The following is a 19321-nucleotide window of genomic DNA, read 5'->3' as shown; positions in this document are numbered from 1 at the left end:
CTGCACGGTATGTGAGCTCTCCGCATCGATGTCGGTGGCCTCTCCTACGGTGGAAAACAAGCCGAAGAGCCATTACGCCTTGTCGGAGAGTTTCTCCCAACCGGGAGAGCCGCGACAGCCTACAGGCGGCATCACGCGCGCAGAAGGAGCACATCATGCCATCACCCGCCGACCGCGAGAAGTCCCTCGAGACCGCCCTCGCCCAGATCGATCGCCAGTTCGGAAAGGGCTCGGTCATGCGGCTGGGCAGCGATGAGCGCGCCCCCGTGGCGGTCATCCCCACCGGCTCCATCGCCCTCGACGTCGCTCTCGGCGTCGGAGGCCTCCCGCGTGGTCGAATCGTCGAGATCTACGGACCGGAGTCCTCGGGTAAGACGACCCTCACCCTGCATGCGATCGCGAACGCTCAGCGCGCAGGCGGAATCGCCGCGTTCATCGACGCCGAACACGCGCTCGACCCCGACTACGCCGCGAAGCTCGGCGTCGACATCGACGCGCTCCTGGTGTCGCAGCCCGACACCGGTGAGCAGGCCCTCGAGATCGCCGACATGCTCGTGCGCTCGGGAGCCATCGACCTCATCGTCATCGACTCCGTGGCGGCGCTCGTGCCCCGCGCCGAGATCGAGGGCGAGATGGGCGACTCGCACGTCGGTCTGCAGGCGCGACTCATGTCGCAGGCGCTGCGTAAGCTCACCGGTGGCCTGAACCAGACCAACACGACGATGATCTTCATCAACCAGCTTCGCGAGAAGATCGGCGTCTTCTTCGGCTCGCCCGAGACGACCGCCGGTGGTAAGGCGCTGAAGTTCTACGCCTCGGTCCGCATGGACATCCGTCGTATCGAGACCCTCAAGGACGGAACCGACGCCGTCGGAAACCGCACCAGGGTCAAGGTGGTCAAGAACAAGATGGCGCCGCCGTTCAAGCAGGCCGAGTTCGACATCCTCTACGGCGTCGGCATCTCCCGTGAGGGCAGCCTGATCGACTTCGGCGTCGAGCACGCCATCGTGAAGAAGTCGGGCTCGTGGTACACCTACGACGGTGACCAGCTGGGCCAGGGCAAAGAGAACGCGCGCACCTTCCTGTTGAACAACCCCGATATCGCGCTGGCGATCGAGACGCAGATCAAGCAGAAGCTCGGTATCGGCGGCCCCGCTTCGGTACCGGCAGCTGCAGACGAGCTCGCTGAGCGTCGTCCGGCCTGATGAACGACACGCGTGGGGGCGATCCCGACCGGATCGCCCCCATCATCCCCCTCTTCGGCGGTGGGTCGAAGAAGCAAACGCACACGCCGCCGCCTCGCCTTGCGGAAGGCGACGACCAGTCGACGGACGATCCCCGCGCCAGCGACGCGGCGGTCTGGCGCACGACCTGGGATGCCCCTCCGGACAGTGCCTCGCACATCGACGCGTCCGACGCGGGTACTCCCAGCGATCGTCATCCCGCGCGGGGGATCAGGGGCAGTTCCGCCACAGCGTCGACGCGCCCGACGAAGTCCGCTCCTCATCTTCGCGCACTCGGCGGCGGAGAGAGCGACGATGCCGGCGCCGACGAGAAGGCATCGCCGGACGAGGTGCGTGTGGCCGCGGAGGAGTCTCTCGTCCGTAAGCTGCGGGCGCGATCGTTGTCCATCTCGGAGGCCCGACAGGTCCTGCGAGGCGTCGGCCTCGACGGTGGGGTCGTCGACGACGTGATCGATGACTTCTCCCGCCGCGGCTATCTCGACGACGCCGGCCTCGCTGCCGTGCTGGTGACATCGGGCGTCGAGCGGAAGGGACAGGGACGGGTCGCGTTGTCTCGCGCACTCGCGCAGCGCGGCATTCCGCGCGATGTGATCGACGGCGCTCTCGACGAGTTGCCGGACGACGATGACGATCGCGCGCTCGAGTTCGCTCGCGGCAAGGCGCGGTCGATGAGTCGGCTCGATCACGACACGGCTCTGCGGCGGCTGGTGGGCCAGCTCTCACGACGCGGCTACAACGGAGCCGTGGCGATGAAAGCCGCAAAGGCTGCGCTGCGGGAGAACTCCTTCGGAGGTTCCACGTCCGGGGTCCGATTCGTCGACTCGGACTGACGCCAGGACGCCACGACAGCTCAGCAACGGCTCGTACAATGGGGAGATCATGACTATCCCGCGCAGCGAACCGACGATCATCGGCGCGTCGTCGGCAGCCGTCGACGACGACGGACGACAGCGATCGTATGAAGTGCGCACCTTCGGGTGCCAGATGAACGTGCACGACTCCGAGCGGCTCTCGGGCTCGTTGGAGAGCGCCGGCTATGTGAGAGCCGTCGACGGTGACGAGGCCGACGTGGTGATCATCAACACCTGCGCCGTCCGCGACAACGCGGCAGGCAAGCTGTACGGCACCCTCGGGCACCTCGCTTCCGTCAAGCGTCGCAAGGAAGGCATGCAGATCGCCGTCGGCGGCTGCCTGGCGCAGATGGACAAGCAGGCCGTGCTCGACAAGGCACCCTGGGTCGACGTGGTGTTCGGCACGCATAACATGGGCTCATTGCCGGGTCTGCTCGAGCGCGCGCGACACAACGGCGATGCCGAGCTCGAGATCCTCGAGTCGCTCGAGGTCTTCCCCTCGACGTTGCCGACCAAGCGCGACTCGGCACACAGCGGCTGGGTCTCGATCTCGGTCGGCTGCAACAACACCTGCACCTTCTGCATCGTTCCGAGCCTGCGCGGCAAAGAGAAGGATCGTCGCCCCGGCGACATCCTGAACGAGATCCGTCTCCTGGTCGAAGACGGCGCGATCGAGGTCACGCTTCTCGGCCAGAACGTCAACTCCTACGGGGTCGAGTTCGGTGACCGTCAGGCCTTCGGCAAGCTCCTGCGCGCGGCCGGCGACATCGAGGGGCTGGAACGGATCCGGTTCACGAGTCCCCACCCCGCGGCGTTCACCGATGACGTGATCGACGCCATGGCCGAGACGCCGAACGTGATGCCGCAGTTGCACATGCCGCTCCAGTCAGGGAGCGACCGCATCCTCAAGGCGATGCGCCGCTCCTACCGGAGTGAGCGTTTCCTCGGGATCCTCGAGCGGGTTCGTGCCCGCATCCCGAATGCCGCCATCACCACGGACATCATCGTCGGGTTCCCCGGCGAGACCGAAGACGACTTCGAGGACACGATGCGGGTGGTCGAGCAGGCGCGTTTCTCCAGCGCGTTCACCTTCCAGTACTCGATCCGCGAGGGCACACCCGCGGCGACGATGGAGGATCAGGTCCCCAAGGAGATCGTGCAGGCCCGCTACAACCGCCTGATCGCTCTGCAGGAACGTATCTCGCTGGAGGAGAACCAGAAGCAGGTCGGCCGTGAGATCGACGTGCTGGTCTCGACCGGCGAAGGCAAGAAGGATACCGAGACACACCGCCTCACGGGACGCGCCGAAGACAACAGGTTGGTGCACTTCGAGGTGACCCCGGGGTCCGAGCTGCCTCGCCCCGGAGACGTGGTGACCGTGACCGTGACACACGGCGCCCCGTTCCATCTGCTCGCCGACGATCCTACGGGCGCGCCCCTGAAGATCCGTCGGACCCGCGGCGGCGACGCGTGGGATCGATCGCAGTCGGAATCGTGCGCAGTCCCCGCCTCTGTCGGCGACGGTGCGCCGAAGGCCGTGTCGCTCGGTCTGCCCACGCTGCGCGTGGGCGTGTGACCGGACGGAACGTGCCAGCGCCACGTCTCTGGGCGATCGTCGGGGCGACCGGCACCGGTAAGAGCGATCTCGCGATCGAGCTGGCCGAGACGCTGCGTGCGGAGGGAAACCCCGCCGAGGTCGTGAACGCCGATGCCATGCAGCTCTATCGCGGGATGGACGTCGGCACCGCGAAGGTCTCGATGACGGAACGCCGGGGCATCCCGCACCACCTCTTCGACGTACTCGACGTCGACGAAGATGCGGCTGTCGCGTGGTACCAGCCGAGAGCTCGTGAGGCGATCGAAGAGATCCACCGCGGGGGAGGAGACGCGATCCTCGTCGGCGGATCCGGTCTCTATGTATCGAGTGTCGTCTACGACTTCCAATTCCCTCCGCGCGACCCGGAACTGCGGGATCGTCTCGAACAAGAGCTCGAGACCCGAGGGACCGCGCATCTGCTCGAACGTCTGCGAACTCTCGACCCGCAAGCGGCTACTCGCGTCGATCCACAGAATCCGCGCCGCATCATCCGTGCGCTCGAGGTCCTCGAGCAGGGGAGCGAGACGCACGGTGCCTCGCTTCCGGAGAAGCCTGTCCTGTGGCATCCGCATACTCGTCTCATCGGTCTGCATGTGGACCGCCCCTCTCTCGTGGAGCGGCTGGACTCCAGGGTCGAGCGCATGTGGAAGGGCGGCCTCCTCGCCGAAGTCGAGGATCTTCGTGCGCACGGGCTCGAGCGTGGAGGAACGGCTCCTCGCGCGATCGGGTACGCGCAGGCCCTGGCCCAGCTCGACGGCGGCCTCACGGAGCGTGAGGCGATCGCACAGACCCAGGCGCTCACGAGACGCTATGCGCGACGCCAGGTGTCCTGGTTCAAGCGGTATCCCGACCTGGAGTGGTGGGAGGCTCCGGTGCGGGCCGTGACGCTTCTCCACGCCTGATCTCGATGTCGGAGGGTGCTGCGAAGCTGGCCGGATGACGACGCACTTCTACACGGCCTCCAGCCTCGACGGGTTCATCGCCACCGAGGAGCACTCATTGGACTGGTTGCTCACACAGGACATCGACCAAGACGGACCGATGGCGTACACGGGTTTCGAGCGGAGCATCGGCGCTCTGGCGATGGGGTCCTCCACCTACGAGTGGGTGATGCGCCATGAAGAGGGCCGCTGGGGGTACACCCAGCCCACGTGGGTGTTCACCCACCGTCGACTCGACCTCCCGAAGGAGGGCGATGTCCGACTGACGCAGGCCGACATCCGCACGGTGCACGCGGAGATGGCGCAGGCGGCGGGTGGGAAAGACCTCTGGGTCGTGGGCGGCGGAGACCTGGCGGGGCAGTTCGCCGACGCCGGCCTGCTCGATGAGGTGTGGGTGCAGTACGCACCCGTCACACTCGGCTCGGGAGCCCCGTTGCTTCCGCGCAGACTCGACCTCGAGTTGATCGAGGTGGCGCGAAACCGGAACTTTCTCTGCGGTCGGTACCGGCTCGCGCGGGACGGAGAAGTCCGCGACGATCTCTAGACTGGACCCATGGTCGCATTCACCAAGGGGCACGGCACGGGCAACGATTTCATCATCATCGCTGACCCGGACGGTGAGCTCGACCTCACCGTCGAGCAGGTCGCCGTGCTCTGCGATCGTCACTTCGGCATCGGTGCAGACGGAATCCTCCGCGTGGTGAAGTCGTCGGCGATTCCCGACGGTGCGGCTGCACTCGACGAAGAGCCGCAGGCGGAATGGTTCATGGACTACCGCAATGCCGATGGATCGGTCGCCGAGATGTGCGGGAACGGCGTCCGCGTGTTCGCCCACTATCTCGTGCGCTCCGGCCTTGCGGCGATCGAACCCGGCTCGACCTTGCCGATCGGCACGCGGGCGGGAGTGCGCGATGTCACCCGAAGCGCGACGGGATATCAGGTCGACCTCGGCCGGTGGAAGCTCTCCGGGGACGACCCGCTCGTTCGAGTGGACGGCCTGTCTGTCACCCGTCCAGGTCTCGGAATCGACGTCGGGAATCCGCACGTCGTGGTGGCGCTCGCGTCGGAGGCTGAGCTCGCGTCCCTCGAGCTCCACCGTGCGCCCGGCCTCGACCCGCTGCTGCCCGCGGGAGCCAACATCGAGTTCGTCGTACCCGGCGAACCGCTCGTGCGCGACGGTATCGGACATGTGAGCATGCGTGTCTATGAGCGCGGGGTCGGAGAGACTCTGAGCTGCGGCACGGGCGTCGCGGCGACGGCCCTGGCAGTGCGCTACTGGGCGGGCGAGAACGCTCCGAGCAACTGGCAGGTCGAGGTGCCCGGGGGGACGCTCGGCGTTCGAATGTTCCCGGCGGAAGACGGTGAGCACGTCGCTCTCTCCGGGCCGGCTCAGCTCGTGTTCCAAGGCGAGGTCGACCTCGCCTGAGGTCCTGACCGTCGGCTTCGTCAGGCCCGCATCGGCCTCATCCGAGAATGATCGGCTCCGTCGGCGGGTTTCCGTGCTTGCGCACTTTCAGGATGCGATAGCCCTTGCCCGTAGCGGTGCGGAAGACGCTGTAGCCGGGCTGGAAGGTCGATCCGATCCACCGCTGGAGCGAATCCGCACCGAGATTGCGCTGCACGACCAGCCAGGCATCACTGCGCTCGTCGAGGCGCGGGATCCATCGCTCCAGAAGGCCGTGGAGTTCGTTCTTCCCGACGCGGATCGGCGGATTCGATCGGATCGTGCGGAATGAGACGTGCTCGGGAACATCGTCGGGCAGGGATGCGTTGACATTGGTGAGCCCGAGAGCTGCGGCGTTGCGACGCACCAGATCGAGGGCACGCTCATTCACGTCGACGGCCCATACCGTCGCATGGGGAGCGGCCAGGGCCATCGACAATGTCACCGGACCCCAACCGCTGCCGAGGTCGAGAAGATCGCCGCCCGGGGGTACCGGGGGCATGTTGGCGAGGAGCACTGCAGTGCCGGCGTCGAGACGATCCGGGCTGAAGACCCCACCGGCGGTGGTGACTTCGAGCTCTCGACCCGCGAGTGATACGCGGATCTTACGCAGATTCTCGGGGCTTGCCGGGGCCGCAGTGAAGTAGTGATCTGACCCCATACGGTGAGCGTACCGGACAGCGCGGGCTAAGGTTAAGGCTCGCAACAAATCCCAGAGACAAGGAACGGATGACGGAGACCACCACACCCTCCACCGACGACCACACGGTCGATCGTGTGCTCGCGAACGCGGAGAAGCGCTCGGACGTCCACGTCTTCGGCGCCGCACAGGCGCTGCAGGACGAATCGACGGCATCGCACGCGAGTACGGACGGCGCGCAGTGGGATCTCGAAGACCGACACGCTCTTCGACGCGTCGGTGGACTCTCGACAGAGCTCGAGGATGTCTCCGAGGTCGAGTACCGGCAGTTGCGACTCGAGAACGTCGTACTGGTGGGGGTTTACCCCCAGGGGGCGCAGGAAGATGCCGAGAACTCTCTGCGGGAACTCGCTGCTCTGGCGGAGACCGCCGGCGCCGTCGTGCTCGACGGTGTCCTGCAGCGCCGCCCGCACCCCGACGCCGCGACATACCTCGGCCGCGGAAAGGCCCAGGAGCTCAAAGACATCGTCGCCGCTGTCGGGGCTGACACCGTCATCGCCGACACGGAGCTCGCGCCGAGCCAACGACGCGCTCTCGAGGACGTCGTCAAGGTCAAGGTCATCGACCGCACCACCGTGATCCTCGACATCTTCAGCCAACACGCGAAGAGCCGAGAAGGTAAGGCCCAGGTCGAGCTCGCCCAGCTCGAGTATCTGCTGCCTCGTCTTCGCGGTTGGGGTGACTCGATGAGCCGCCAAGCCGGTGGTCAGGTCGGCGCCGGCGGCGCAGGCATGGGCTCGCGCGGTCCCGGTGAAACCAAGATCGAACTCGATCGCCGACGGATCCGCACGAAGATGGCTCTGCTTCGACGCCAGATCCGAGACTTCGGCCCTGCCCGCGACGCCAAGCGCGCCGAGCGCAAGCGGAACACGATTCCTTCCGTCGCGATCGCCGGATACACGAACGCCGGCAAGTCGAGTCTGCTCAATGCGCTGACCAGCGCTGGCGTCCTGGTCGAGAATGCCCTGTTCGCGACGCTGGATGCGACCGTGCGTCGTACGGAGACCGAAGACGGTCGCGTCTACACGCTCACGGACACCGTCGGGTTCGTGCGCAATCTCCCGCATCAGCTCGTCGAAGCGTTCCGGTCGACCCTGGAAGAGGTCGGCGAGGCCGACGTCGTGCTCCACGTCGTCGACGGTTCGCATCCCGACCCGGCGGGTCAGCTGCAGACCGTGCGCGACGTGCTCGGGGATGTCGGCGTCCGTGACCTTCCGGAGATCGTCGTCTTCAACAAGGCCGATCTGATCGCGGAGGACGAGAGGCTCGTGCTCCGAGGCCTTCAGCCGCACGCCCACTTCGTGTCGTCGCGGTCGGGCGAGGGAATCGCGGAACTGCGCGCAGCCGTCGAAGAAGCGCTCCCGAAGCCCGCCGTCGAGGTGCATGCCGTGATTCCGTATGACCGCGGCGATCTCGTGGCAGCGATCCACGAGTCGGGCATGCTCCTCTCCGTGGACCATCGAGAGGATGGCACCGCGGTGCATGCACGCGTGTCAGAGCGTCTCGCCGCGGAACTGGCTCCTTTCACCGCCCACGGCTGAACGCGACTATCGCGCGAGGAACCGCGCCTCCACCGTTGCGGAGATGACGATCTCCTCGGGCTCGTACTCCATGGCCGGTGCCGAGTCGGCGGCGAACGCCACACCTCCACGCGCTTTGAGCATCGGAGCCCCAGGTGACGGCTGTCCGCTGGAGATGAGGCCGGTATCGGCGATCTCCAGCGGCGTGACCTCACCGAGGCCGAGCGCGCCCGCGTAAGCCTCGGCCCGGGTCACGGCGACACCGACAGCGTCCGCCGCCACATCGCGCTCGATCCGCGTGCGTGTCTCGGGCGTGAGGTGCCAGTCCACCCCGCCGACCTCGACGCCGTCCCAGGGGGAGATGTCGGAGACCCACAGCGAGAGCTCGGATGCTTCCGCGAAGGTGGCGGTGTAGTCGATGCTGGCGTAGTAGACGGGGGCGAGGCGCTTGCCCTCGCTGCTCCAGGGGCGTTCGGCGCGCACCGAGAGCCGCTTGCTGGTCCAGTCGACGACGCTGCCGGCGTCTGCGCGCTCGGTGATGCTCGCGCGCACCGGCTCGGCGAGCCGCATCACGTTCTCGACGACCGTGGTGCGCTCGGGGCCCTCGGCGCGTACCCCGACACGGATGGTGGCGCGCTCCGGCGCGACTCGCGCTTCATGCTCGCCGCGGACGGTGACGGTGACTTCGCTCATGGGGCGACTCTACGCCAGCGGCTGGACCCGCCGTGGAATGGCGTGGCGGCGGAGAACGTTGTAGTCTGTGATGCTCGGGTGTTCCTCACCCGGGATGGTAATTCCACAGTGTGACAGCGGCTCCTTCGAGAGAAGGACCACGGGGCTGATCGGTTTCGACAGCGCCTGTGAATCCACGAGAAGCGGGCCGAGGATGCAGAGTTATCTCGTAAACGCTCTCTGCAAAACAATAGTTGCCGAAACCAAGCGCAACGACTTCGCCCTCGCTGCATAAGCGAGCCCGATAGTCCGTCAGGCCGTATGTGATTCCGATACGGATCCTGGCGTCATCTAGGAATCTTGCTGCGTGATGGCGTCTGGACGTCACGTGGGACTCTTCCCAGGCTGGGCTCGTCGACTTAGGTGTCTGTGACAAAGGTCGGAGCCGAGCAGAACGTCTTCACAGACTGCGCCCGGAGAAGGCGTGGAGACTCAGCGTTGGACGGGGGTTCGATTCCCCCCAGCTCCACCATGTCGCTGTCACACAGGAATGAGGCCCGCCTCCCCAGTGATCACTAGGGAGGCGGGTCTTTTCATGTCCGCTCAGACGCCTGGGTACCGATGTCGTGGACCTATATTGAAGTCTGTGGACACGACCCCCGCAGACGTCTCAATCGGTCTCACGCAAGCTCAGGTCTCCGAACGCGTCGCCGCCGGAAAGACGAACGCCTTCGTTGCCGACACGAGTCGCAGCGCCTGGAGCATCGTGCGCGCGAACGTGTTCACGCTCTTCAACGGCATCGTCTTCGCCTGCTTCTTCGTGCTGTTCCTGGTCGGACGCTGGCAGGACGCACTCTTCGGACTCGCCGCGTTCGCGAACGCGATCATCGGATGTGTGCAGGAGTTCCGGGCGAAGTCGGCGCTCGATCGTCTGGCGCTGATGAACGCGCCGCGTGCGCTGGTGCTGAGAGACGGCGAGGAGGCGGAGATCGCCCCCGGCGACGTGGTCCTCGACGACGTCCTCGTGCTCCGCGCCGGCGAGCAGGTGCCGGCCGATGCGCGGGTTCTCGCGTCGCGCGGGCTCCAGATCGATGAGTCGATGCTCACCGGGGAGTCGGACCCGGTCGAGAAGCAGCCCGGCGACGATGCGCTGTCCGGAGCCGTGGTCGTCGCAGGGGAGGGGACCGCGATCGCGACCCGCGTGGGCGCCGATTCCTACGCGAACCACTTCGCCGGGGAGGCGAAGCGTTTCTCCCTCGTCTCGAGTGAACTGCGCACCTCGGTCAACCGGGTGCTGAAATGGGTGAGTTGGATCATCGGCCCCGTCGGCCTGCTCGTCCTGAACGCGCAGATCATCGTGCTCGGCGGCTACACGACCGTGTTCTCGAACGGCGCGTGGGTACAGGCGGTGGTGAACACGATCGCGTCGTTGACGGCGATGATCCCGCTCGGCCTGGTACTCATGACGAGCATCGCCTTCGCCGTCGGAGCCTCACGACTCGCACGCCGGCAGGTTCTGGTGAACGAACTACCGGCTGTGGAAGGCCTCGCGCGCGTCGACGTCATCTGCCTCGACAAGACCGGCACGCTCACCGTCGGGGAGATCGGCTTCGACGAGGCACATCGCCTCCACGGCCTCGCCCCGGAACAGGCAGAGGACGCGGCGGCGGCGCTTGCCTGGTATGCCGCGGCGCCCGATGCGAACCCGACAGCACGGTCGATGCGGACGGCCTACCCGGTCGCCTCGCCACTCGTCGTGTCGGGGTACATCCCGTTCTCATCTGCACGAAAATGGAGTGCGGCGTCTTTCACCGGCATCCCTGGGACCTGGGTGATGGGAGCACCGGAGATGGTGTTCGGCGATGCGGCCACATCGGCGGAGACGGAGCTGGGGCGCACCGTGACGGCACTCGCCGAGACGGGCCGCCGCACTCTCGTGCTCGGCCACGCGCACGCGACGCTCTCGGACGCCGACGTCGACTCCGAGCGGCTCCCTGACGGACTCGCGGCCATCATCGTGCTGACCTTCCGCGAGCAGGTGCGCCCCGACGCCGCTCAGACACTCGCCTATTTCGGGCGCCAGCAGGTGGGCATCCGCATCATCTCCGGCGACAACCCGCGTACGGTGGCGGCCATCGCCCGAGAAGTCGGTCTCGACGTGGCCGACGGCTTCGATGCCAGAGAGCTTCCCGATGATGACGCCCAGCTCGCCGACGTGCTCGACCAGCACACGGTGTTCGGGCGCGTCACCCCCGAGCAGAAGAAGCGCATGGTGACGGCGTTGCAGAGCCACGGACACACCGTCGCGATGACCGGAGACGGTGTCAATGACGCCCTCGCGATAAAGTCCGCGGATATCGGCATCGCGATGAACTCGGGCTCGCCGGCCACGAAGGCCGTTGCGAGGCTCGTGCTGCTTGACGGACAGTTCTCGCACCTGCCGGACGTCGTCGCCGAGGGGCGCCAGGTCATCGCGAACATCGAGCGCGTGTCGATGCTGTTCCTGAACAAGACGGTCTACGCGACACTGCTCGCGATCATCTTCGGGGCGTTCCTCCTCGAGTTCCCGTTCCTGCCGCGACAGCTCTCCATCACGGACGGCCTCACGATCGGCATCCCCGCCTTCTTCCTCGCGCTCATGCCGAACGCGGCGCGCTACGTGCCGGGTTTCCTCCGACGGTCTTTGAGTTTCGCGATCCCGTCGGGCATCGTCGTCGCGCTCGGGCTGACCTGGTACACGTTCGTCGCGCGTGGACTCGGTGTGCACGAGGAGCAGCTGCGCACGGGCGCCACCGTGATCCTGGCCGTCGTCGGCATCTGGATTCTGGCGGTCCTCGCCCGCCCGCTCAACCGGTTCAAGGTGGCGGTCGTCGGGGCGATGTTCATCTTCCTCATCGCAGTGTTCACGATCCCGCTCGCTCGCGAGTTCTTCGTGCTCGTCGACCCGGGGGAGGACCTCGCCGTCGCGCTCACCGGGATCACGATCGTGATGGTCGCGGCCATCGAAGTTGTGCGCTTCGTGCATCGCCGTCTGGTGCTGACGGTGCCGACGAGGAACGCTCCACGCGTGACGACGTCCTCCTCCACGGTGCCCGTCTCCTCGTCGGCCCCCGTCGCCACGGTGATCACCACGGTGGTCGCCGTGCTCGCATACGTCTTCGGCGCGCTGGCGACGGGCTTCGGGATACTGGTGTTCCTGGGACGCTACGACCCGGACGTGAGCGCCTCGGCCTTCTCGCTCACCGGTGCCGCCATCGCCCTGTTCGGTCTTCTGGTCTTCGCCGTCGCCGCCGGGGTCCGCCGCGGAAGCGGGCTCTCCCGCCTCATGCTCACGATCTTCCTCGGCATCGCGATCGCGTTGAGTGCGGTCGTCCTCGTGTTCGGAGACCGCTGGGACTGGGGAGCGGCCTTGACGGTCGCGTTCGCGGCCGCGATCATCGTGCTGCTGTGGACGCCACCGGTCTCCCGCACCTTCGGGCGGATACTCGAGAGTTCGATGGGGTCGGGTCGCCCCTGACGGAGATCGACCCCGACGGGAGTCGACGAGGGATCTAACGCGGCCACTCGATCAAGATGAGCCCCTGGCGCGTGTCCGCGAGGCGCACCCATCCGTCGCCGAAGAGATACGTCATGCCGTAGCCGTCTTCGTCCGTGCCCATGGCGTATCGGGCGTCTTCGGTGAAGTAGACGCCGTCAGGGCCGTCTTCCCGTTTCCAGCCCTCGGCGAGGAGTGCGGCCTGTGCCGCTGCGGCATCGGAGTCGTCGATCGGAGACCAGCCGTACAGCTGCCCATGGTCGGATCCGACGGTGTAATCGGCCCAGAAGCACAGCAGCCCCTCGGTCAATTCGACACCCCCGACGACGAACTCCTTCGTCTCGGCGGTCCAGCCGGCATCGGCGAGAGCGGTGACCGTGCCGGCCGAGATCATCGACTCGCAGGTGAGTTCCGTTTCGGCCGGCTCCGGCGTCGGCGAGGTCACCGGCACGGAGGACGGCGTCGGCTGCGGACTGCCGGCATCAGGCGTGGGCGACGTACGCGGCTCCGGAGCGGCGCACGCGGTGAGGGCTCCGACGAGCAGCAGGACGCCCGCGGCTGCGGACATGATGCGGAAATTCATCGCGGGGGCCTCGTGGTTCGATCAGTTCTGCATCAGGGTGAGGAAGTCGTCGTGAAGGGTGCCGTTGGTTGCGAGTGTCGAGCGGGCGGAGATCGTCTCGACACCGTCGACGTCGGTCATGCGCCCGCCGGCCTCGCGGACGATCGGGACGGCCGCTGCGATGTCGTACTCCTTGACGTCGAACTCGGCGACCATGTCGATGCGTCCTTCGGCGAGGAGCATGTACGAGTAGACGTCCCCATAGGCCCGGTCTCGCCAGACACGCCCGGCCACGGCCAGCAGGGTGTCGAGGCGCCCCGCCTCCGACCACTGCGCGATGCTCTGGAAGCTCACGCTCGCGTCGTCGAGAGAGGAGACCGACGACGTCCGGAGCCGACGCGGTTCGCCCTCGAGCGTGGTCCAGGCGCCTCCGCCGGCCGATGCCCACCAGCGCCGTCCGAGCGCCGGCATGCTCACCACTCCCACCTGGGGGACGCCGTCGATAGCCAGCGCGATCATCGTGCCCCACAGCGGGACGCCACGAAGAAAATTGGCCGTTCCGTCGATCGGGTCGATGATCCACTGACGCTGGGTACTGCCCTGCGCGCCGAACTCCTCGCCGAAGATGCCGTCTTCCGGCCGCTCGGTTTCGAGGATGCTGCGGATCGCACGTTCCGTCGCGAGATCGGCGTCCGTCACATGGGAGTTGTCGGCCTTCGTCGAGATCTCGAGGTCGGACGCGTCGAACCGGGGGAGCGACTGGGCATCGGCGGCATCGGCCAGGCGGAGTGCGAGGTCGAGGTCGTGCCGCAGGCTGTCGGGGGAGGTGGTCACGGTCTAAGAATACTGGCCGGATCGGCGGGGCCGGAGGGCCGAAAGACCATGTTTCGCTGCCCGCCCGGCGGCGGCGCGCCCGGGTGCCGGTCTCGATTTCACATGGGACCGGTCGGCTGGTAATGTAATTCCTCGGTCGGGGTTATCCCGGGCCACGCACCTCTAGCTCAATCGGCAGAGCAACTGACTCTTAATCAGTGGGTTCTGGGTTCAAGTCCCAGGGGGTGCACGGAACAGCCTCAGTAGATCTCGCCATCTACCGAGGCTTTTCTGTTTTCCCGGTTGCTCCCCGATGGGGCGAACCTTTCCGCCCGCTTCTCCTCGACGTGTCGGCCGTGCTCGCCCCGCGTGACGACGGCGATGTCATCGTGTGTCCGAGCGACGAGCGCGACGGATTCTGCGGTATCGCGTAATGGATCGAGCCCGCCGCCGTCTCTCATATGGGGACACATGCCTCGCGCCCTCGGACGCCTCACTGCTTCGCAGCAGCGCCGACGGGATGGGCTACATCAAGAACTGGGGAAGATCTTGTACGAGAGAAACGGTGGCGCCGTCGTGCGCCGGAAGACAACCGCGATCATCGCCGCTGCGGCCGCAGCGCTGGGCGCCGTGATCACACTGGCCGGTGCGGGAGCCGCCTCAGCTGCGGAGTACGACTATCCCGCGGCCATCGATCCTTCGTCGATCACCGTGACCACGGTCGGGGGCGGCGGAGCGGTCTCGCAGTGGGACCAGGTGCGGGTCGACGCCGAGTGGTCGGTGCCGGACGGCGCGGTCGGTGGACAGACCTTCGGGTTCACCCTGCCGAAGGAGTTCGCCCGGGCGGGGACATCCTTCTCGGTACCCTCTGCGGAGGATCCGAGCAAGACGATCGCCGAGTGCACCGTGAGCACCGACGCCGCACCGGTCGTCACCTGCACGCTCACCGACTACGTGAACGGGCGCACCGGGGTCAGCGGCTCCCTGTGGTTCGTCGCCTCCGCCGATGAGCAGACGACCGAGAGCACGGTGGAGTTCACCGTCGATGGCACCATCACGCCCGTCGAGATTCCCGGCGGCGGCATCGGACCGTCGTCGCCGCTGCCCACAGAACCGCAGAAGTGGTCGTGGCAGACGGATGACGGCAGGATCGCGTGGCAGCTGGCGCTGCCGGGTGCGAGCTTCGCGGGCGCGGAGTCGATCGTCGTCGACGACACCCTGACCGGGGCGGGCGACGGATTCGCCGAACATCACAACGAGGATGAGCAGCTCGAGGTATGGAGCACGACAATGCAGGATCGGGATCCGCAGTCGATCACGAACTGGACCGGATCATGGAACGACGGCGGCACGGCCTTCCACCTCGTGATCCCCGGCCCGATCGACCCGACGCGGATGTACTTCGTCAAGTACTTCACGGTGCCGAGCTCGCAGGTCGACGGTGCCACCTACGCCAACACCGCCGACGTCAACGGGATCAAGCTCCAGGACAGGGAGGTGTGGTCTGTCACCGGTGGGGGAAGCGGAGACGGCGACGCCACCGGCGCATTCACCCTCACTAAGGTCGTCGGCGGCTCCGGTTCGTCTGAGGTACCGGCCGATGCCGTCTACACCGTGCGCTACAGCTATGGCGACCCGGTCGTCGAGCGCACCGTCACGGTCACGGCGGGGGCGACCGCACCGCTCATCCAGCTGCCCACGGGGACCGTCGTCACACTCGTGGAACTCACGCCACCGGCGGTCGAGGGGGTCGACTGGGGTGTTCCCGTGTTCTCGGGACCCGATGTGCACTCCGTGGCCGACGGCGGAGCGCAGTTCACCGTCGGCTCCGGTACGACACTCGCGGTCACGCTCACCAACACCGCGACGACGACGCCGCCCGTGATTCCGCCGACGACACCGCCGACACCGCCCACCGCGGTCACTCCGCCCACCGAGCTGCCACTCACGGGTGGGTCGTCGCTGGCCACCACCGGTGGCTATGTGCCCGCCGCGATGCTCTGGGGCGGCGCCGCTGCGCTGCTGGTCGGCATCGCTCTGACCGTTCTCGGAGCGGTCCGGGCGCGCTCGCGCGCGGCCCAGGACTGATCCATCGGACGACTGATCCATCGGACGACTGGTCCATCGGACGACTGATCCACCGGACGAGGCCGGTGCCGAGGAGTCTCCTGCTCCGCGGTACCGGTTTCGTCGTACCGGCTTCGTCGCGCGCGGGAGAGCAAAGGCTCTCCGGTCTTCCGCGAGATCCTTCTCCGTGAGGTCGTTCCCGGGAGTCAGACGACGGCGATCACCGTCGCGTCCGTGATACGGCGGAGCTCGTCGAACGTCAGTGGCATGACGGTGTGCGGATGGCCCGCGGCCGCCCACAGCTCTCGATGGTCCCGCAGTGCTTCGTCGATGAACGTGCGGAGCGGCGCGGGGTGCCCGACAGGCGCGACGCCGCCGATCGCCTGGCCGGTCGCCGAGCGGACCACGGATGCGGGCGCCATGGACACGTCGTCCGCGCCGATGCTCGCCCGCAGGGTGGAGAGCTCCACGCGGTGACCGCCGCTGGTCAGAACCAGGACGGGGACGCCATCGGCGAGGAACACCAGACTGTTGGCGATCGCCGCGACGTCGCACCCGATCGCCGCAGCGGCCTCCACGGCTGTGCGTGCGGAGTCCGGAAGCACACGGATCGCTGTCTCGACGCCGGCGTCCACGAGATGCTCATGCACGAGACGGCTGCGTTCGGGGAGGGAAGGCGTTTCGCTCATCGCCCCACGATATCCAAGGCGCAGGCTGCCGGATCCAGAGGGTGCAGGCTGCGACGCCGGAGCGGGCTCCGCTGGCCGTTCCGACGTCGCAGGTCCGGTTCAGGCGGCGTCGCCCACGAGGATAGCCGCGGCGTCCTCCGTCGTCGCGTCCGCAGGCTCGTCGTCGATGTGCGCGAGCACTCGGCGTCCCAGGAACACCGTGAGTGCGGCCAGCAGCACCGAGGCAGCGGCGAACAGGTAGGGAACCGTCGCGTTGAACGCGTGCCACAGCAGCGCCGCGATCGGAGGAGCCATCGCACCGCCGAGGAATCGCACGGCGGAGTACGCCGAGGAGGCGACGGAGCGCGGAAGATCCGTGGCCTCCATCACGGCCTCCGTGAGCACGGTGTTCATGACGCCGAGCAGGAGCCCGCCGATGACGATGCAGGCGACGAGAGCAGCGGCGTTCGCGACCAGGAGGCCGGCGGCGACGAGGTCGATCGCCAGGAGGGGGAGCACGACGAGGATGATGCGCGTGCGGGGCATCCGGCGCATCAGGATCGGCGCGACCCACACGCTGGTGACGGCGAGTGCGACGCCCCATCCGAAGAACGTGAAGCCGATTCCCATCGCGCCGAAGCCGAGGGGGAACGGCGAGAACGCCAGCAGCACGAAGAAGCCGATGTTGTAGAACAGCGCTGTGATCGCGAGGACCGCCAGTGCGGGACGCCGCAGCGCGGCGAACGGCGCGGAGAACTTCACGGGAACCCGCTTCTCCCCGGGCCCCCGCAGCAGCACGAGCACGGCAACGAATGCGACGGCCATCAGCACGACGACGCCGAAGAACGGGCCGCGCCAGCTCTGCTCCCCGAGGAGTCCGCCGAGGAGAGGGCCCACGGCGATGCCGAGGCCGAGCGCGGCTTCGTAGAGCACGATGGCGGCGCTGCTGCCACCTGACGCGGCGCCGACGATCGTAGCGAGCGCGGTCGAGATGAACAGGGCGTTGCCGAGGCCCCAGCCTGCCCGGAAACCGATGACGGCATCGACACTGCCGCTCAGGGCGCACAGCAGGGCGAAGACGACGATCAGCGCCAATCCGATGAGCAGGGTGGCCTTCGCGCCGATGCGGCTCGAGATCCAGCTGGTCACGAGCATCGCGAGCCCGGTCACGAGGAGGTAGCTGGTGAACAGCAACTCGGTCTCGACCGGCGAGGCCTGGAGCGATTCCGCGATCGCGGGCAGGATCGGGTCCACGAGGCCGATGCCCATGAAGGCGACGACGCACGCGAATGCGACGGCCCACACCTGGGCCGGTTGCTTCCACACCGAGGGGGTGGCGGGGGTGTTCACCGAGATTCTCCTGTTCGATCAGTGGCGGTGTGCGCGGCGAGGATCTCCGCCGCACGGGTGAGGGCAGCCCATTCCTCGTCGCTCAGCGCGGCGAAGCGCGGGGCGAGCGTGTCACGGAACTCGGCGCGCCAGGCGGCGAGGGCGGCGGTTCCCCGTGGTGTGATGTCGACGACCGTCGCTCGTGAATCGTCGGGATCGGGGGAGCGGAGCACGAGTCCTTCCCGTTCCAAGCCGCCGAGGAGGCGGGTCATGCCGGGTTGGGTTGTGCGGGCGGCCGCGGCGAGTTCACCCACCCTTCTCGCGCCTGCCTGTTCGAGGAGGCTCAACACTCGCCACTGCGCCGCAGGTGCGTCGTTCCCGGCGTCCTGAGCGGCGATGCGGCCGAGCGCGTACCCCGACAGCACCAGAGAGGGGATGACATCGACGCGATTCATACCAACGAGTATATACCGTTTGGTATGAATGGTCGTCACCGCCTGGTGCTGGCGATCCTCGCGGAGAGTTGGTGCGCGTGCGCGAGGAGCGTGCGACCGAGTTCGGCCATCCGCTCCGGGCCGAAGCGGAACTCGACGCCGGTCAGGCTCAGCGCCCATTCCGGGCGCCCTGCGCGATCGAAGACCGCAGCACCCAGCCCCCAGCTGCCCTCGACGATGAGTCCGGGGTTGACGGCATACCCGCGTTCCTTGGTCTCGGCGAGGCGCGCTCGGAGCGGGCTCTGTCCGTGTGCGCGCCCCCACGCTCCCTCCAGCTCCGGATGGCGGTCGAGATAGGCATCCACATCGTGGTCGGGAAGGAACGCCAAGATGGCGAGCCCTGCGCTGGCGACGCCGAGCGGGAAGCGGACGCCTTCGCTCAGCACGAAGGAACGGATCGGGAACGACCCTTCTTCGCGGAGGAGGCACACCGTCTCGTCCGCGCGCCGCACGGAGAGGAACGCGCTCTCCTCGGTCTTCACGGCGAGAGACCGGACGATATCGCGGGCGAGCGTGGTGACGTCGTAGCGGGCCGCTGCCACCGATCCCATGAGGAAGAGCTCCGGCCCGGGCATCCATCGCGTGCTCGCGCCGTCGCGGTCGACGAGTCCTTCCGATTTGAGGGCGCTCAGAAGGCGGTGGGCGGTCGAGCGCGAGAGCGTGGCGGCGACCGCGAGCTCCTGCAAAGAGGCTCCGTCGGAGCCCGCGGCGGTCACCAGACGGAGCAGACGCGCGGCCCTCGCGATCGCCTGCGTGCCGGGTACTGAAGAGGCGGGTTCCATAATGTGGACGCTACCTCGGTGTTCGGCCACATCGCAAGATCCGGCTTCCCCGCAGACGGCTCGTCGGCGGATGCTGGGGTGAGCACGGAATCGAAGGAGCCG

17 protein-coding genes, 1 tRNA gene and 1 other RNA gene are annotated in these 19321 nt (G+C 67.4%); 11 read left to right on the top strand and 8 right to left on the bottom strand.

Features of this window, described 5'->3' with window-relative positions:
* The first annotated feature begins 155 nt into the window (after positions 1-155).
* From recA to dapF, 6 genes are read left to right on the top strand one after another with little or no spacing between them, the layout of a single operon-like run.
* Positions 156-1205, top strand: coding sequence for a recombinase RecA (gene recA / locus GZ64_RS0106205; RefSeq protein WP_021198638.1), 1050 nt, complete (start codon positions 156-158; stop codon positions 1203-1205).
* Positions 1205-2074 carry a regulatory protein RecX gene (locus GZ64_RS0106200; protein ID WP_029265525.1) on the top strand — a complete coding sequence of 290 codons (870 nt, stop codon included), beginning with the start codon at positions 1205-1207 and terminating at the stop codon, positions 2072-2074. The genes recA and GZ64_RS0106200 overlap by 1 nt, the downstream gene beginning before the upstream one ends.
* A 49-nt stretch (positions 2075-2123) precedes the next feature.
* Positions 2124-3671 (top strand): tRNA (N6-isopentenyl adenosine(37)-C2)-methylthiotransferase MiaB, encoded by a 1548-nt coding sequence (miaB, locus tag GZ64_RS0106195; protein ID WP_029259025.1) that lies wholly within the window; start codon positions 2124-2126, stop codon positions 3669-3671.
* 11 nt (positions 3672-3682) lie between these two features.
* Positions 3683-4594: a tRNA (adenosine(37)-N6)-dimethylallyltransferase MiaA gene (gene miaA, locus GZ64_RS0106190; protein ID WP_029265523.1), complete on the top strand. Its 912-nt coding sequence runs from the start codon at positions 3683-3685 to the stop codon at positions 4592-4594.
* A gap of 34 nt (positions 4595-4628) precedes the next feature.
* On the top strand, positions 4629-5177 hold the full coding sequence (locus GZ64_RS0106185; RefSeq protein ID WP_029265522.1) for a dihydrofolate reductase family protein: 549 nt from the start codon (positions 4629-4631) through the stop codon (positions 5175-5177).
* A 9-nt stretch (positions 5178-5186) separates the two neighbouring features.
* On the top strand, positions 5187-6059 hold the full coding sequence (gene dapF / locus GZ64_RS0106180; protein ID WP_029265520.1) for a diaminopimelate epimerase: 873 nt from the start codon (positions 5187-5189) through the stop codon (positions 6057-6059).
* 37 nt (positions 6060-6096) lie between these two features.
* Here the strand turns inward: dapF and GZ64_RS0106175 are convergent, their stop codons facing one another.
* Positions 6097-6738: a class I SAM-dependent methyltransferase gene (locus GZ64_RS0106175; RefSeq protein WP_021198644.1), complete on the bottom strand. Its 642-nt coding sequence runs from the start codon at positions 6736-6738 to the stop codon at positions 6097-6099.
* A 68-nt stretch (positions 6739-6806) separates the two neighbouring features.
* Between GZ64_RS0106175 and hflX the strand changes: the two genes are divergently transcribed.
* Positions 6807-8318 carry a GTPase HflX gene (gene hflX, locus GZ64_RS0106170; RefSeq protein ID WP_029265519.1) on the top strand — a complete coding sequence of 504 codons (1512 nt, stop codon included), beginning with the start codon at positions 6807-6809 and terminating at the stop codon, positions 8316-8318.
* Between the two features lie 6 nt (positions 8319-8324).
* Here hflX and GZ64_RS0106165 read toward each other — a convergent pair whose 3' ends face one another.
* Complete coding sequence (locus GZ64_RS0106165; RefSeq protein ID WP_021198646.1) at positions 8325-8990, bottom strand: SIMPL domain-containing protein; 666 nt, start codon at positions 8988-8990, stop codon at positions 8325-8327.
* Between the two features lie 141 nt (positions 8991-9131).
* Here GZ64_RS0106165 and ssrA point away from each other — a divergent pair.
* Positions 9132-9501: a transfer-messenger RNA gene (ssrA, locus tag GZ64_RS19670) on the top strand.
* 114 nt (positions 9502-9615) lie between these two features.
* On the top strand, positions 9616-12486 hold the full coding sequence (locus GZ64_RS0106160) for an HAD-IC family P-type ATPase (protein WP_029265518.1): 2871 nt from the start codon (positions 9616-9618) through the stop codon (positions 12484-12486).
* Positions 12487-12520: 34 nt separating this feature from the next.
* Here GZ64_RS0106160 and GZ64_RS0106155 read toward each other — a convergent pair whose 3' ends face one another.
* Positions 12521-13087 carry a hypothetical protein gene (locus GZ64_RS0106155; protein ID WP_021198648.1) on the bottom strand — a complete coding sequence of 189 codons (567 nt, stop codon included), beginning with the start codon at positions 13085-13087 and terminating at the stop codon, positions 12521-12523.
* A 21-nt stretch (positions 13088-13108) separates the two neighbouring features.
* Positions 13109-13900 (bottom strand): inositol monophosphatase family protein, encoded by a 792-nt coding sequence (locus tag GZ64_RS0106150; protein WP_029259031.1) that lies wholly within the window; start codon positions 13898-13900, stop codon positions 13109-13111.
* 156 nt (positions 13901-14056) lie between these two features.
* Between GZ64_RS0106150 and GZ64_RS0106145 the strand changes: the two genes are divergently transcribed.
* Positions 14057-14129: transfer RNA gene (locus GZ64_RS0106145), tRNA-Lys, on the top strand.
* 326 nt (positions 14130-14455) lie between these two features.
* Positions 14456-15967, top strand: a complete 1512-nt coding sequence (locus GZ64_RS0106135) for an Ig-like domain-containing protein (protein ID WP_136025519.1) — start codon at positions 14456-14458, stop codon at positions 15965-15967.
* Positions 15968-16152: 185 nt separating this feature from the next.
* Here the strand turns inward: GZ64_RS0106135 and GZ64_RS0106130 are convergent, their stop codons facing one another.
* From GZ64_RS0106130 to GZ64_RS0106115, 4 genes are all read right to left on the bottom strand, one after another.
* Positions 16153-16635, bottom strand: coding sequence for a YbaK/EbsC family protein (locus GZ64_RS0106130; protein WP_021200364.1), 483 nt, complete (start codon positions 16633-16635; stop codon positions 16153-16155).
* Between the two features lie 99 nt (positions 16636-16734).
* On the bottom strand, positions 16735-17964 hold the full coding sequence (locus tag GZ64_RS0106125; protein ID WP_036271558.1) for an MFS transporter: 1230 nt from the start codon (positions 17962-17964) through the stop codon (positions 16735-16737).
* Positions 17961-18398 carry a MarR family winged helix-turn-helix transcriptional regulator gene (locus tag GZ64_RS0106120; protein ID WP_021200366.1) on the bottom strand — a complete coding sequence of 146 codons (438 nt, stop codon included), beginning with the start codon at positions 18396-18398 and terminating at the stop codon, positions 17961-17963. The genes GZ64_RS0106125 and GZ64_RS0106120 overlap by 4 nt, the downstream gene beginning before the upstream one ends.
* 35 nt (positions 18399-18433) lie before the next feature.
* Positions 18434-19219 carry an IclR family transcriptional regulator gene (locus GZ64_RS0106115; RefSeq protein WP_029265515.1) on the bottom strand — a complete coding sequence of 262 codons (786 nt, stop codon included), beginning with the start codon at positions 19217-19219 and terminating at the stop codon, positions 18434-18436.
* Positions 19220-19321: the final 102 nt, after the last annotated feature.

Source organism: Microbacterium sp. Cr-K32 (assembly GCF_000708345.1).
Lineage (GTDB): Bacteria > Actinomycetota > Actinomycetes > Actinomycetales > Microbacteriaceae > Microbacterium > Microbacterium maritypicum_A.
Note: the sequence above shows the minus strand (reverse complement) of the source record. Positions and strands in the feature narration are given on the sequence as shown.